This is a genomic window from Streptomyces sp. NPDC045899, from assembly GCF_056431485.1.
In genome coordinates this window covers 37293-50698 of record NZ_JBWKKP010000004.1, presented here as the reverse complement: position 1 = coordinate 50698, position 13406 = coordinate 37293, and the positions used below count along the sequence as shown (strand labels likewise).

Genomic DNA, 13406 nt, shown 5'->3' with positions numbered 1-13406 from the left:
GGCGTCAGTACCAATCGGCTCGGCGGTGGACGTCGAACGGCTCGTACCCGGGCCGCTCCGGGTGCGGTACGGGGAGCTGGGGCACACCGGAGGTCCGGGAGGGCAGGAACACGGTGGCGTAGCCGAGGCAGTGCACCTCACCGCGCTGGTTGGTGCCCACGATCTCGATGGCCACCGCCGGATAGCCGGCGGTGCGGCCGGTGTCGTCGGACCGTTCGGCCCGGTAGACGCGCAGCACCTTGCCGGTGAAGAACACGGTGTCGCCGTAGAAGACGGGTTTGCGCATCGAGGTGTACATCCGGTGCACGAACCCCGTGTCGCCCGCCCAGTCGGTGAGCAGCCGGAGCGGGATCTGGGCGCGCTGGATGCCGAAGTCGAACGGCAGCGGCTCGCAGCGGTAGGCCGCGAGGTGGCGGTCCTCGTGTTCGTCGTAGGCGGTGTAGGGCCAGCCGGTGAGCGGATGGGTCCTGGCGAAGTCCGGGTTGAGGCGGCAGCGCCGGAAGGCGGGGCGGAAGGCACGCACCAGCCGGGTGCGGTCGAAGGCGGCGCTGAGCCCGTGGTGGAGCGACTGGTAGGTGAGTTCATCGCGAACGGTGTACGGGGGCTGGACGATCCGGGGCAGCTGGTCGCCCTCGGTGACCTCCTCCCACCACCGGGGTTCCGCACCGCGCCGGATCCGCCCCCGCAGCGCGGTGAGGATCTCCGCGGTCTCCTCCCGGCTGTAGCGATGGGGCCGGTGGTCGTAGAACATCCGCTTGCCCAGGCGTTCGACGGGCATCACCCGGGTGCCGCCCATCTCCTCCACCGGCAGGTGGATCAGGCGTCCATAGGCCTTGGCCACCAGCTCCTGGCTGTTGTCCCAGTAGAAGGTCTCCGAGTGGTGGGAGATCACCCGGGCCTGGCGCGCCCGGCCGATGGTCATCTCCCGGGGGACCTTCGAGGAGGTGAAGCGCATCCCGGGGCGCAGGACGTCGTAGAACTCCCAGGCCACCCCGGAGAGGAAGTTGGCCACCGGATAGCCCTCGGCGCGCTGTGCGCCGTGGTCACCGGGGTAGCGGACATGGACCAGTACGGTGCCGGGGGCGATCTGGCTGCCGAGCCATGACCCCTCCCCGTAGCCGGGGTCGGTGTACAGCGGGTTGTCGTCGCCGATGGTGGCGGCGTAGCGGCGGATCAGACCGGGGTCGAGGACCAGGGCGCTGGGCACCGGGACGGCGTCGCGGTCCAGGGGTGCCGGGTGCGGTGGCGGACGGTCCTCGGGGCTCTCCCGGCCGAGCAGTTCGCGGCTGCGGTCGATGAACTCGGTGAGCGCCTCGTCGAAGCTCTGCATCACACGCCCCCGGGGTGGTCGGATGCCGGTCCGCCGCCGGGCGTCAGCCCGCCGGTCACGGGCAGCGTCACCATCCTGCCCCGGTCGGGGAGGAATACGGTGGCCGCGCAGTCCAGCACGGTCTCGTGCCGCTGGTTGACCCCGGTGATCCGCAGGGTCACCGCGTGGTGGCGCCGGCCGGCCTCGTCGGTGGCGGTGTAGCGGTCGGTGACGGTGCCGGTGAGCCGCAGGGCGTCGCCGTACACCAGTGGCCGTATGATCCGGGCCTCCAGCCGCCGCAGGAACGCGTCGTCGCCCATCCAGTGGGTCGCGTACTGCCCGGCGAGGGAGAACAGCAGTCCGCCGCGGGCGGCGGGCGCGGGCAGTCCCGCGGTGTGCGCGGTCGCGGAGTCCAGCCAGGCGTCGGCGCGGTCCCAGGCGGGCCAGTCGGTGACCGGGTTGGTGATCTGCCGTCCGGGGAGGTCCGCGAGGTGGTCGTGGTGGAGGTTGCCCGCGCGCACCGGACGGCCTTCGGCGAACACCCACACCATCAGCTCGGCGAGGGACAGCGGCCCCTTGAGGAGGGTGGGGCCCGTCTCGCCGACGGCGGTGTCGCTCCAGAACCGGGGGCGTCCGCCGCGCGGTGGCTCCTCGGTCTCCAGCTCGTGCACCATCCGCTCGACCTCGGTGTCGTCATAGCGGTGGACGGCCGGGGCGGGGGCTTGCGGATCGCGCGGGGTGAGGTCGACCTCGCAGCCGCCGCGTGCGAGCGGCACACCGTGGCGCAGGTAGTCGACGGCCGAGGTGACCCGGGCGAACGGGCAGCCGGCTCCGTCGTGGTGGCCCGCCAGCCCGGTGATCTCGACACGGCCGGTCAGCGGGTCACCGAGCCGGATGGTGTCGTTCCAGGTCAGCCGGAGGGTGCTGAGGGTGTCGAGCAGCCCGTGGCGGTCCAGGTCCAGTCCGCCGGAGGAGTCGGGCATCCGTACCGCGAGGACGAACGCGGGCGGCGCGAGCATGGTGTGGTGCACCGAACCCGCGCCGTACTGCACATCGGTGTAGAGGGGGTTCTCGTCGCCGGTGGCCTCCACGAACCGGCTGACGTTGATCCAGCTCGCCACGCCGACGCCGGGCTCGACATCCGGTGCCAGATGGCCGGCGATCCGTCCGCCCGCGCGGACCAGTTCCGCGATGGCCGCGTCCGCCGCCGGGGCGGTGGACCGGGTCTGGGTGTCATACGTCATCGGCGCTCAGCTCATCCTCCAGGTGGGCGTAGTCCGTCTTGCCGGACGTGGTCCTCGGGATGCTCCCGACGTCCCGGACCCGGATGTACCGGGTGGGGATGCGGATCCGCTCGCGGACGATCCGGGCCAGGTCCCCCGCGGTGGCCGCACCGGCGCCCGGGGCACGGGCGATGACCAGCTTCTCGTCCAGTTCCAGGGTGGCCACCGTGGCGTGCGCGGCGAGCAGTGACTCCAGCTCGTCCAGGTTGATGCGCTGTCCGCACAGCTTGGCCACCCGGCGTTTGCGTCCGACGACGCTGAACAGCCCCTCGTCGTCCATCCGGGCGAGGTCCCCGGTGGCCAGCCGGCCGCCCAGTTCGTCACCACGGGTCAGATCGGCGCGGCCACGGGCGTAGCCGAGCATCACATTGGGCCCGGTGTAGATCAGCTCACCGTCGTCGGCGAGGGTCAGGGCGCCGCCGGGCACCGGGACACCGATGCGGTCGGGCTTGTCCAGCACGCGGTCCGGTGGCAGATAGGCGATCCGGGCGGTGGCCTCGGTCTGGCCGTACATCACCACGAGCCGGCCGCCCCGGTCTCGCATGAGGCGGGCGAAGCGCAGCACGGTCTCCGGTGGCATCCGGCCGCCCGCCTGGGTGAGGGTGGTCAGCGCGGGCAGCTCGAGCCGCTCGAACCCGGTGCGCCCGAGGATGGTGTACGCGGACGGCACCCCGGCGAAGGAGGTGCATCCGCTGCGCCGCACGGTGTCCCAGAAGCCCCTGCGCACCAGACTGGTCCGGGTGAGCACGACCGAGGCCCCGGCCAGCAGATGGGAGTTGAGCACGGACAGGCCGTACGAGTAGTGCAGCGGCAGGCTCTGGACGGCGCGCTCATGGGGCCCCAGACCCAGGTAGGCGACGATCTGGGCGGCGTTGGCGTCGAGGTTGGCGGTGCTGAGCCGGACGTACTTGGGGCTTCCGGTGCTGCCGGAGGTGCACAGCAGCACCGCCAGGTCGGGGTGGACCGGATCGGGCGCGCCCGCGAGGCGGGCGGTGCGGTCGCCGTCGAGGACGAAGTCCGGGCGGTAGGCGCGGATGACGTCGTCGACGGAGGCGGGACCGGCGGTGCCGTCGAGTAGGAGCACGGCGTGGTCGGCGGCGAGGGCGGCGAGATAGCCGGTGATCGTGTCGATGTCGGGACGGGTCAGACAGACGGCAAGCCCTTTCCGTCCGGTGCGCAGACCGTCGGCCCGGCGCCGCACCCGGTCGGCGAGTCCGGCGTAGCTCCAGCTCCGGTCGGTGTCGGCGTCCACCACGGCGGTGGCCGCCGACGGTTCGTCCAGCCAGCCGAGGATCGTCTGCCTCACGAGCCGTCGGGGTGGCGCGTCCGGAGGCGTTCGGCGGCCGCGGCGTAGCTGGTGATCTCCTGGACGTCGTCCTCGTCGAGTGCCGTCCCGAAGCTCTCCTCCAGGGCCGCGACGAGCGAGATGTGTCCCAGGGAGTCCCAGTGCTCGTGCTGCTCGAAGGCGAGGGCGGTCACATCGGTGTCCGCCGGGAGGTCCAGTCCCTCCCGGAACGCCTCCGCGAGCCGCCGGTCGAAGTCGGACACCGGGGCCACCGGGTCACGCGAAGGCATGCCGAACCTCCAGTTCGTTCTCGACGGGTTCGGGCGCGCGGACCGAGGGGCGCGGACAGGCGGAAAAGAGCAATATCCGGTCACAGTCGCTCCCGTGCCGGATATCTCTCGCCGATTTTCCCGAATTCGCCGGATGTCTGATAAAGGCTCAGAATCGAGCCTCCGACGCAAGCTCTTTCCATTTGAGCGTAGACACGGCCACGCTCGGGAGTCAAGGGTCGAAGTCGCGGTAAAAGCCGAGGACTTACCGAGCCTGTCGCTTCTCCGTTTCGGCCTGCCGGGCGGCCGGCTGGTCCGCCGCGCCCGTACCGCCGCGGCCCCGGTGGACGGCCAGCGACAGCGCGTACGCGACCCCGCCCGCGATTGCCGCGAGCCCGCACACCACCAGCGTCGCACCGGTGCCGACGTGCCCCGAGAGCGAGGTCACCAGGATCGCGCCCAGCGGGGTGGTCCCGGTGAACGCCACCGCGTAGAGGCTGCCGACCAGCCCGCGCCGCTCCTGGCTGACACCGACGGCGAGGACCGCCTCGGAGGAGGCGGTGAACATCAGCCGTCCGAAGCCGCCCGCGAACAGCAGGGCGAGCACCACCGCCAGGGAGGGCGTCAGCCCGAACGCCACGAACGCCGAGCCGAACAGCAGCAGGCCGAGGAAGGCGGAGGTGGCGGCGCTGGTCCGCAGCCAGGCCCGTACCGCGCCGCCGAGGAACGATCCGATCCCGAAGGCGATGTTGAACGCGGCGAGCACCCAGGGGTCGTTGTCGTAGTCCTCCCGGACCACCAGCGGAACCATGGTGGCCACGTTGAAGGACACCAGACTGACCAGGGAGAAGATGATGAGCAGATCGCGCACCTTGGGGAGGGACCAGATGTACCGGAACCCCTCGCGCAGCGGGCTGGGCCCGGCGATGCGCACCTCGTAGCGCGGCCTGGGCAGCAGCAGCGCGGCGAGGACGAAGGTCAGCGCGTCCACCGCGAAGCACAGCCCGGACGGGCCGGCGGTGAGGATCAGGCTGGCGAACGCCGGTCCGACGATACGGCCCAGGGTGCTCGCCGAGCTGGTGGCACCGGCGAAGCGGGCGCGGACCCCGTCCGGGACGATCGCCGCGACATAGGCCATCCGCCCGGCGTGTTCGAGCATCGCGAAGACCTGACTGGCCGATCCGGCGATGACGAAGGGGACGAACAGCAGCGATCCGGGGGTGAACGCCAGGGCCATCACGGCCAGTGCGAGCAGCGCCTGGGCATAGTTGGCCAGCAGCACCAGCCGGCGCGGATCGCGGCTGTCGACGTACTTGCCTATGGCGGGGCCGAGCAGGGCGGCGGGCGCGTAGCGGGCGGCCATCAGCACACCGAGCGCGAGCGGCTGGTACCCGGCCTCGAGGACCACCCACGCCTGGGCCGTGACGGACAGATAGGTACCGCTCTGGGAGAGGAACTCACCCGACATGTAGGCGATCGCGGGTCTGCTCCGCAGGGTCCTGGCGGCCTCCGTCCCGGCGCTCACCGGCGGACTCCGTTCCGGGCTTCAGGGGCACACATGGGCACGACGTGTATCACCCGCCGTAGGGGACTGTCCACGCGGAGGAAGCGTAGTGGCCGCGCCGCGGGCGGGCCGGTGATTCACGATCGGGGTCTTGCACGGCCCGTGGTCGATCGGGTTTCCTGGAGGGCGGTCGACCGCGAACAACGTGGGGGTTGGCGCGTCTGCGCATTTTCCGGTCCTCAACCGCTGTGTCTCTTGTATGAGCTCGACTTTCCTTTACTGAGACGTGCCGCGATACAGCGGAATTTACCCTTCCGCATTTTGTCTTGCACCGGTTCCCACACCGGTCCCGTTTTCCTTCGGCACGGCGCGCGGGCATTCTCCCCGTTCCCCCGAACCCCTCGGCGACCCCCGGATCAACCCATCGGTCCAGCAGTGAGGAGCACAGTCATGAAACTGGCGGTCGCGGGCGTCGGCAACAACGTCTCCGCATTGGTCCAGGGCATCGGGTACTACCGCCGGTCCGGCGCGGACGGGCCCCTCCCGGGGGTCACCCATCCCCTGCTCGGCGGGTTACGGGTGACGGACATCGAGGTGGTGGCCGCCTTCGACCTCGCGGACAACAAGACCGGCAGGCCCTTGTCGGAGGCCCTCTTCGCCGCGCCCAACAACTACCCGGAGCTGGAGGCGCCGCCGCCGGCCGAGGATCCGGAGGTCGTCCCGGGGATCGCCGATCCCGAGGACGAGGCGCGGATCGACCAGGTGGCGAAGATCCTGCGGGAGCAGGAGGCGGAGGTCCTGCTCTACTCCCTGCCCACCGGACTGCCGGAGGTGGCGCGCGCCTACGGCCGGGCGGCGCTCGCGGCGGGGGTCGCGGTCGTCAACTGCACCCCTGATCCGATGGCGGGTCTGCCCGAACTGCGGGCCGAGGCGGAGGCGAAGGGCGTTCCGCTGGTCGGCGACGACCTCCAGAGCCACTTCGGCAGCTCGATCGTGCACGGTTCGCTGCTGGCCCTGCTGGAGGAGCGCGGGCTCACCCTCAGCGGCTCGTACCAGGTCAACATGGGTGGCAACGCCGACTTCGAGAACCTGCGCACCCACGGCGAGGGCAAGCAGGCGTCCAAGCACCGGGCGCTGCGGCAGAAGGTGCGGCGGACCGACGCGGTGACGGTCATCCCGTCCGCCGGGTTCGTCTCCCACCTGGGCGACCGCAAGGTGGCGCATATGTCGGTGGAGGCCCGCGGCTGGGCCGATATGCCGGTCAGACTGGACGTCACCCTCCAGGTGCAGGACTCCAGCAACGCGGCGGGCGTGATCATCGACCTGGTGCGGATCGCCGCGGTGGCCCGGCGGCGCGGTGAGGGCGGTTTCCCGGTGGCGGCCACGCCCCTGCTGAAGTCGCCCACCCTGGTGGAGGATCCCCTGCTCCAGGGCCGCCACGCGCGGGAGGCACTGGCGGAGCTGTCGGCCGAGAACGACGGCTGAGGCGGCGTCATGAGCGATCTCACCAGCGTCGGTGAGCTGTCCGCCCTCAAACGCATCCCGGTCGAGGTGCTGACCGGCTACGGCCTGCGGGACATCCCCGGCGGCGGGGTCCGCATCGACTACCTCACCCCCGACGGCCGCCCCGGCCGGGCCCGCCACCGCTGGCAGGTCACCGGACTGACCGGGTCGACGTTCGAGGAGGGCGACCGGCCGGTCACGGCCTACTGGCGGCCGGAGAGCAGGGAGTTCGCCCGGCGGCGCGACACCGTCCTGCTGACCGAGGGCGAGTCCACCTGCTGGACGCTGTGGTACCGGGAGTTCGCCGCGGCGGGCTTCCCCGGCGCCGAGCAGGTCGACTGTCTGGACGCGGGCCATCTGGCACCGGCCTCGACCGCGGTGATCGTCGCCGAGTGGGACGACCCCGACACCTACCCCGACGGTGTCGCCGATTTCGTCGACCGGGTGGTGCGGCGGCTGGCCGCCTGCGGGTTCGGCGGGACGGTCAAGGTGCTCGACCTGGAGCCGGTGGCCGAGGACATCAACGCACTCCACCGGGCCGATCCCGAGCGGTTCGAGCCCGTCCTCCTGGAACTGATCAGCAAGGCGCCCACACGGTGAACCCGACGGACGGAAGCGAGGCGAAACCCATGGCGGCAGCCCCGGCCACCCGGGTGGCGGTGCTCGGCACCGGCACACTGGGGGCCCCGATGGCCCGCAACGTGGCGGCGACCGGTGTCCAGGTCACCGTCTGGAACAGAACGGCCGAACGCGTCAAACCCCTGGCGGACGCGGGGATCCGGGTGGCCGCCTCGGTGGCGGAGGCGGTGGCCGGCGCCGACCTCGTGCTGACCGTGCTGTCGGACACCGCCGCCGTGTCCTCGGTGATGCGCGACAACGGCGGGCTGGAGGCGATGCGCCCGGGCGCCGTGTGGGTGCAGTCGAGCACCGTCGGCGTCCAGGACACCGAGGGCTGGGCCGGGGCCGCCCGCACCGCCGGGGCGGCGTTCGTGGACTGCCCGGTGCTGGGCACCCGCACCCCGGCGGAGAACGGGCAGTTGGTGCTGCTGGCCTCCGGTCCGGACGAGGCGCGGGAGGTGTGCGCACCGGTCTTCGAGGCGATCGGCAGACGCACCCTGTGGCTGGGCCCGGCGGGCACCGGCACCCGGCTGAAGCTGGTGGTCAACACCTGGCTGCTGTCGCTGGTGGAGGTGCTGGCCGAGTCGGTGGCCTTCGCCAAGGCGATGGGGTTCGAGGCGGAGACCTTCTTCTCCACCATCGAGCAGGGCGGGGTCAGCCTGCCGTATGTGCGGCTGAAGGGTGCGGCGATGGACCGCGAGGAGTTCCCGCCGGACTTCACCCTGCGGCTGGCCCGCAAGGACCTGCGGCTGGTGCTGGACGCCGCCGCCGGGGCCGGACTGCCGGTACCGGTGGTGGAGACGGTGGTGGGACAGTTCGACCGGGCCATCGGGGCCGGCCACGGCGAGGCGGACTACGCCGCCACCTATCTGGCCACCCGGAGGACATCATGAGCGGGCGGGTGGCCGTCGTCGGGCTGGGCCGTCTCGGCGCCGCCGTCGCCGGACGGCTGGTGGACGCCGGATACCGGGTCAGCGGCTTCGACATATCAGCCCGGGCGACGGCCGGGGCGGAAGCCAGGGGCATACGCACCGGGGCCAGCTGCGCGGAGGCGGTGCGCGGCGCCACCACGGTGCTCACCGTCCTGCCCGATGCCGCGGTCGTGGCGGCGGTGGCGCCGGAGATCCTGGCCGCGCTGGAACCGGGCGCGTGCTGGCTGGAGATGAGTTCCTCGCACCCCGAGGTCACCCGGGGACTGGCCGAGGAGGCGGAGAAGCGCGGTGCGGCGCTGCTGGACGTCCCGGTGGCGGGCGGGGTGGCGGGGGCCGAGAAGGGGGTGCTGACGGTGATGGCCGCCGGACCCGTACCACTGCTGGAACGCCTCCGGCCGGTCCTGGAGGTGTTCGGGGAGCGGATCATCCATGTCTCGGAGCGCCCCGGCGACGGCGATGTCGCCAAGACCATCAACAACCTGCTGGCCGCCGCCAACCTCGCCACCGCCTCGGAGGGGCTGGCGCTCGGTCTGGCCGAGGGGCTGGATGTGGATGTCCTGCTGGAGGTGCTGAACGCCGGCAGCGGCACCTCGTTCGCCACCACCGCGCAGATCCCCCTCTTCGCCCGGGCGGGCCGGTACACCGCGCGGTTCACCGTCGGCCAGTACGCGAAGGACGCCCAGGTGGCGCTGGACCTCGCGGACCGGCGCGGGATGGATCCGGCGATGCTCACCCGCGCCCGCGATCTGTGGCAGTCGCTCGCCGACGGCGGACACGCGGACGAGGACTACACCCGGATCACCCCGCTGACCGCCGGGGCCGCCGGGGTCCGGTGGCCCGCACCGCGGACGGAGGAGAGCTGATGGGCGCGGGAACGGCCGTGGTGACGGGTGCGGCGCGGGGGATCGGTGCCGCCACCGCCGACCGGCTGCTGGAGGAGGGCTACTCGGTGGTGGGGGTGGATGTGCTGCCCCCGGCCGAGCCCTCCGCCGTGGTGGCGAAGGCCCCGGAGCGGTTCGAGCACCGGATCGCCGACGTCAGCGACGAGACGGCCGTGTCCCGGGCCTTCGCGGGGCTGGGGCGGATCGACATACTGGTGAACGTGGCGGGGACAGTGCTGGTGAAGCCCTTCCTCGACACCACCTGGGCCGACTACCGCCGCACGCTGGATGTGAACCTCGGCGGGACGATCCTGGCCTGCCGTCAGGCCGTACCGCTGATGCGCGACGGCTCCGCCATCATCAACGTGGCGTCGATCTCGGGCCATATCGGCCAGACCCAGCACGCCGTCTACGCGGCCAGCAAGGGCGCGGTGCTGTCGATGTCCCGGGGGCTGGCGTGGGAGCTGGCGCCGCTGGGCATCCGCGTCAACACCGTCTCCCCCGGTTCGGTCGACACCGCGATGCTGCGCGAGGACATCGGTATCGAGGCCCGCCGGCTGGGGCAGCCCTTCGAACGGGTCAAGGCCGAGCGCGAGGGGGAGCAGGCGCTGGGGCGGTGGGCGCGGCCGGAGGAGGTGGCCCACGCCATCGTCTTCCTGGCGAGCGGTCAGGCGTCCTTCATCACCGGCACGGATCTGCTCGTGGACTCGGGATGGGTGGCGAAATGAGCCGCGGTACGGGGACGCCGGGGCCCCTGGGGATCGGTGTGATCGGGCTGGGCCGGGTCAGCCCGGCCCATCTGGAGGGCTATCTGGCGCTGCCGGGCGAGGCGCGGGTGGTGGCCGTATGCGACATCGACAAGCGGAAGACCGACGCGGTCGCCACCGAGCTGGGGGTGCCCGGATTCACCGACCACACCGCACTGCTGGCGCACCCCGGGGTGGACGCTGTGGTGATCCTGCTCCCCCATCTGCTGCACCGCCCGGTGGTGGCGGACGCCATCGCGGCGGGCAGACATGTGACGGTGGAGAAACCGCTGGCGGTGTCGGAGGCGGAGTGCCGGGAACTGATCGACGCCGCGCGGGCGCGCGGGGTGGTGCTCTCGGTGTCGGAGAACAGCCGCTTCGTGGAGAGCTATCTGCGGGCGAAGGAGCTGCTGGACTCGGGTCGGATCGGCGGTGTCCGGCTGGTCCGGGCGTTCATCTCCGGCTCCGCCGTGGCCGAGCTGGCCGATCCGGACGAGGCGTGGAAACACCAGGACTTCGGCTTCGCCGCCGTCCTGGACGCGGCGACCCACTTCTTCTATGTGCTGCGGTGGATGTTCGAACCGGTGGTCTCCCTCCAGGCCACCACCCGCCACTGGGCGGTGGACCATGGCGTACCGCGGTCCACGGTGGAGGACGGGGCGGTGGTGACCGGCCGGTTCGCGGGCGGTGGTCACTTCTCCGTCGAGATCGCGCTGAACGTCGAGGTGCCGTGGGGCGAGCGGTTCGAGATCTACGGCGAGGCCGGATCGGTGGTCTGTGACCAGCTGGCCGATCCGGTGGCGACCTTCCACCGCGACGCGTCGGACTTCGGGATCGCGCTGCCCGGGGTGGCCACCGATCCCCGCGGCTGGCGTACGGCCTCGATGCACCGCGGCGCGGCCGACTTCGTCCGCGCGGTGCGCTCCGGGCGCTCCCCCGCCGTGACCGCCGAGGACGCCGCCTACGCGGTGCGGCTGGCGGAGGCGGCGTACCGCTCGGTCCGCGACGGGGGTGTGCCGGTGTCAGTGTGAGGGCACCGGCACCTCAGGGCCGAGCAGACCCTCGGCGCGCAGATCGGCCCAGAGCGACGCGGGGACCGGGGCGTCCATCCAGGAGACGGCGTCGTGGACCTGCTCGGCCGTACGGCAGCCGATGACCACCGAGGACACCGCGGGGTGGCCGAGCGGGAACTGGATCGCCGCCCGGGGCAGCACCACACCGTGGCGGGCGCACACCGCGGCGATCTCGCGGGCGCGGGCGATCCGGTCCCCGGGCGCACGGGTGAAGTTGTAGCGGGCGTCGTCCGCGACCTCGGGGCGGGACAGCAGCCCGGTGTTGAACACCGCGGCGGCCACCACGGACACCCCGCGGTCGGCGCAGAGCTCCAACAGCCCGTCCAGCGCGGTCTGTTCGAGCAGGGTGTAGCGGCCCGCCAGCATCACCTCGTCGAGGTCGGTCTCCCGGACGAAGGCGGCGGGCATTTCCCACTGGTTCATGCCCACCCCGATCCTGTCGACCACACCCTGGGCGCGCAGTTCGGCCAGGGCCGGGTAGGCCGTGGTGAGCGCCTCGGTCCAGTGGTCGTCCGGGTCGTGCAGATAGACGGTGTCCACCCGGTCCAGCCCCAGCCGGCGCAGTGAAGCCTCCAGGGAGCGCTTCACCCCGTCGGCGCTGAAGTCCCACACCCGGCGCAGATCCGCGGGCACGTCGTAGCCGCCGATCTCCAGATCGCTGCCGCCGTGACCGGAGGGCTCCAGCCACCGGCCCACCTTGGTGGACAGGGTGAACGCGTCCCGCGGCCGGTCCGCGAGGGCGGCGCCCAGTCTCCGCTCGGACAGTCCCAGCCCGTAGTGCGGCGCGGTGTCGAAGTGGCGGATTCCCTCGTCCCAGGCGGCGTCCACGGCGGTACGCGCCGTGTCGTCGGAGACCGCCCGGTAGAGGTTGCCGATGGTCGCCGCTCCGAACCCCAACGCACGCATGTCCCCGACCCCTTCGACGTGGCGCACACCGACAACACCCTCGCAGCCGAGCCGGGCACCAGTGTAGGAAGCACGCGGCCACCGTGGCGAGACCGCCGCCGCGGCCCGGACCGGCCGAACGGCACGGCCTAGCGGGCGCCGTACGGGAGCAGGGCCATCTCCCGGGCGTTCTTGACCGCACGGGCGATCTGCCGCTGCTGCCGCCGGGTCACCCGGGTGACCCGGCGGCTGCGGATCTTGCCGCGGTCGGAGATGAACTTCCGCAGCAGATCGGTGTCCTTGTAATCGACGTAGGTGATGCCCGCGGCGTCGAGCGGATTGACGCGGGGGCGCGGGGCGCCCCGACGGGCGGCGGAGCCGGTGGTACGGCGGGTCATGAGCGGTCCTTTCCGTGGGGGCCGTGAGGCCGTGGGGGATCCGTAGAGGTCCCGCACAGCATACATGGCGTTGGTTTTCATTTTCATCTAGCTGCTACGGTGCTGCCGTACCGACCGCCCACGAGAAACGGGAGGGCCATGTCCGCCCACTGCCAACTCACCGGCCGCCGACCCGGCTTCGGCAACCACATCTCCCATTCGCACCGTCGCAGCCCGCGCCGGTTCGACCCCAACATCCAGCGCAAGCGGTACTGGCTGCCGAGTGAGGGCCGCCATATCCGGCTCACCCTCAGCGCGAAGGGGATCAAGACCGTGGACACCATCGGCATCGAGGCCGCCGTGGTCCGGATCCGTGCCCGGGGAGGGAAGGTCTGATGGCGAAGAAGAGCAAGATCGCCAAGAATGAGCGGCGGCGCCTGATCGTCGCCCGCTACGCCGTGCGCCGCGCGGCGCTGAAGGCCCTCATCGCCGACCCCGGCACATCCGACGAGCGGCGCGAGGCCGCACAGCGGGAGCTGCGCCGTCAGCCGCGCGACGCCAGCGCCACCCGGGTGCGCAACCGCGACGCCGTCGACGGACGGCCCCGCGGCCACCTCCGCGCGTTCGGCCTGTCCCGGGTCCGGATGCGCGAGATGGCACACGCGGGTGAACTGCCCGGTGTGACCAAGAGCAGCTGGTAGCCCGCCCGCATGTCACGGCACCCACGGGCGGGGCACCGCA

15 protein-coding genes are annotated in these 13406 nt (G+C 72.1%); 8 read left to right on the top strand and 7 right to left on the bottom strand.

From position 1 onward, the window contains the following. Positions 1–4 precede the first annotated feature (4 nt). From AC07FT_RS07090 to AC07FT_RS07070, 5 genes are all read right to left on the bottom strand, one after another. Positions 5–1330 (bottom strand): hotdog family protein, encoded by a 1326-nt coding sequence (locus AC07FT_RS07090; protein WP_479174627.1) that lies wholly within the window; start codon positions 1328–1330, stop codon positions 5–7. Further along, positions 1330–2553 (bottom strand): MaoC family dehydratase, encoded by a 1224-nt coding sequence (locus AC07FT_RS07085; RefSeq protein ID WP_479174625.1) that lies wholly within the window; start codon positions 2551–2553, stop codon positions 1330–1332. The genes AC07FT_RS07090 and AC07FT_RS07085 overlap by 1 nt, the downstream gene beginning before the upstream one ends. Continuing rightward, positions 2543–3898, bottom strand: coding sequence for an AMP-binding protein (locus AC07FT_RS07080; protein ID WP_479174623.1), 1356 nt, complete (start codon positions 3896–3898; stop codon positions 2543–2545). The genes AC07FT_RS07085 and AC07FT_RS07080 overlap by 11 nt, the downstream gene beginning before the upstream one ends. Then, positions 3895–4167: an acyl carrier protein gene (locus AC07FT_RS07075; RefSeq protein ID WP_431771489.1), complete on the bottom strand. Its 273-nt coding sequence runs from the start codon at positions 4165–4167 to the stop codon at positions 3895–3897. Before AC07FT_RS07075 ends, AC07FT_RS07080 begins: the two co-directional genes overlap by 4 nt. Positions 4168–4411: 244 nt before the next feature. After that, positions 4412–5671: an MFS transporter gene (locus AC07FT_RS07070; RefSeq protein ID WP_479174621.1), complete on the bottom strand. Its 1260-nt coding sequence runs from the start codon at positions 5669–5671 to the stop codon at positions 4412–4414. 429 nt (positions 5672–6100) lie between these two features. Here AC07FT_RS07070 and AC07FT_RS07065 point away from each other — a divergent pair, with 429 nt between their 5' ends. The 6 genes from AC07FT_RS07065 to AC07FT_RS07040 are packed head-to-tail and all read left to right on the top strand — an operon-like array spanning position 6101 to position 11361. Continuing rightward, positions 6101–7135 (top strand): inositol-3-phosphate synthase, encoded by a 1035-nt coding sequence (locus AC07FT_RS07065; RefSeq protein ID WP_479174619.1) that lies wholly within the window; start codon positions 6101–6103, stop codon positions 7133–7135. Positions 7136–7144: 9 nt separating this feature from the next. Continuing rightward, positions 7145–7753, top strand: coding sequence for a hypothetical protein (locus AC07FT_RS07060; protein WP_479174617.1), 609 nt, complete (start codon positions 7145–7147; stop codon positions 7751–7753). 29 nt (positions 7754–7782) lie between these two features. Then, positions 7783–8664, top strand: coding sequence for an NAD(P)-dependent oxidoreductase (locus tag AC07FT_RS07055; protein WP_479174616.1), 882 nt, complete (start codon positions 7783–7785; stop codon positions 8662–8664). Continuing rightward, positions 8661–9566: an NAD(P)-dependent oxidoreductase gene (locus AC07FT_RS07050; RefSeq protein ID WP_479174614.1), complete on the top strand. Its 906-nt coding sequence runs from the start codon at positions 8661–8663 to the stop codon at positions 9564–9566. Before AC07FT_RS07055 ends, AC07FT_RS07050 begins: the two co-directional genes overlap by 4 nt. Beyond that, a complete protein-coding gene (locus AC07FT_RS07045; protein WP_479174612.1) occupies positions 9566–10312 on the top strand; it encodes an SDR family NAD(P)-dependent oxidoreductase in 747 nt (248 codons plus the stop codon). The genes AC07FT_RS07050 and AC07FT_RS07045 overlap by 1 nt, the downstream gene beginning before the upstream one ends. Continuing rightward, on the top strand, positions 10309–11361 hold the full coding sequence (locus AC07FT_RS07040; protein ID WP_479174610.1) for a Gfo/Idh/MocA family protein: 1053 nt from the start codon (positions 10309–10311) through the stop codon (positions 11359–11361). The genes AC07FT_RS07045 and AC07FT_RS07040 overlap by 4 nt, the downstream gene beginning before the upstream one ends. On the opposite strand, the gene AC07FT_RS07035 is transcribed toward AC07FT_RS07040, so the two are convergent. Together AC07FT_RS07035 and rpsR are read right to left on the bottom strand one after the other, a co-directional pair. Then, a complete protein-coding gene (locus AC07FT_RS07035; RefSeq protein ID WP_479174608.1) occupies positions 11353–12309 on the bottom strand; it encodes an aldo/keto reductase in 957 nt (318 codons plus the stop codon). The two genes, AC07FT_RS07040 and AC07FT_RS07035, sit on opposite strands and share 9 nt — an antisense overlap. 128 nt (positions 12310–12437) lie before the next feature. Then, on the bottom strand, positions 12438–12686 hold the full coding sequence (rpsR, locus tag AC07FT_RS07030; protein WP_479174606.1) for a 30S ribosomal protein S18: 249 nt from the start codon (positions 12684–12686) through the stop codon (positions 12438–12440). Positions 12687–12824: 138 nt separating this feature from the next. Between rpsR and rpmB the strand changes: the two genes are divergently transcribed. Both rpmB and rpsN read left to right on the top strand, forming a co-directional pair. Then, a complete protein-coding gene (gene rpmB, locus AC07FT_RS07025; protein ID WP_471200651.1) occupies positions 12825–13061 on the top strand; it encodes a 50S ribosomal protein L28 in 237 nt (78 codons plus the stop codon). Further along, positions 13061–13366, top strand: coding sequence for a 30S ribosomal protein S14 (gene rpsN / locus AC07FT_RS07020; protein ID WP_471200654.1), 306 nt, complete (start codon positions 13061–13063; stop codon positions 13364–13366). The genes rpmB and rpsN overlap by 1 nt, the downstream gene beginning before the upstream one ends. The last annotated feature ends 40 nt before the right edge of the window (positions 13367–13406 follow it).

What these genes read in the sequence shown, in the direction of transcription:
- AC07FT_RS07090 (WP_479174627.1), bottom strand. Translation starts at nt 1,330, where the DNA reads ATGCAGAGCTTCGACGAGGCGCTCACCGAGTTCATCGACCGCAGCCGC.
- AC07FT_RS07085 (WP_479174625.1), bottom strand. Translation starts at nt 2,553, where the DNA reads ATGACGTATGACACCCAGACCCGGTCCACCGCCCCGGCGGCGGACGCG.
- AC07FT_RS07075 (WP_431771489.1), bottom strand. Translation starts at nt 4,167, where the DNA reads ATGCCTTCGCGTGACCCGGTGGCCCCGGTGTCCGACTTCGACCGGCGG.
- AC07FT_RS07065 (WP_479174619.1), top strand. Translation starts at nt 6,101, where the DNA reads ATGAAACTGGCGGTCGCGGGCGTCGGCAACAACGTCTCCGCATTGGTC.
- AC07FT_RS07060 (WP_479174617.1), top strand. Translation starts at nt 7,145, where the DNA reads ATGAGCGATCTCACCAGCGTCGGTGAGCTGTCCGCCCTCAAACGCATC.
- AC07FT_RS07055 (WP_479174616.1), top strand. Translation starts at nt 7,783, where the DNA reads ATGGCGGCAGCCCCGGCCACCCGGGTGGCGGTGCTCGGCACCGGCACA.
- AC07FT_RS07050 (WP_479174614.1), top strand. Translation starts at nt 8,661, where the DNA reads ATGAGCGGGCGGGTGGCCGTCGTCGGGCTGGGCCGTCTCGGCGCCGCC.
- AC07FT_RS07045 (WP_479174612.1), top strand. Translation starts at nt 9,566, where the DNA reads ATGGGCGCGGGAACGGCCGTGGTGACGGGTGCGGCGCGGGGGATCGGT.
- AC07FT_RS07040 (WP_479174610.1), top strand. Translation starts at nt 10,309, where the DNA reads ATGAGCCGCGGTACGGGGACGCCGGGGCCCCTGGGGATCGGTGTGATC.
- AC07FT_RS07035 (WP_479174608.1), bottom strand. Translation starts at nt 12,309, where the DNA reads ATGCGTGCGTTGGGGTTCGGAGCGGCGACCATCGGCAACCTCTACCGG.
- rpsR (WP_479174606.1), bottom strand. Translation starts at nt 12,686, where the DNA reads ATGACCCGCCGTACCACCGGCTCCGCCGCCCGTCGGGGCGCCCCGCGC.
- rpmB (WP_471200651.1), top strand. Translation starts at nt 12,825, where the DNA reads ATGTCCGCCCACTGCCAACTCACCGGCCGCCGACCCGGCTTCGGCAAC.
- rpsN (WP_471200654.1), top strand. Translation starts at nt 13,061, where the DNA reads ATGGCGAAGAAGAGCAAGATCGCCAAGAATGAGCGGCGGCGCCTGATC.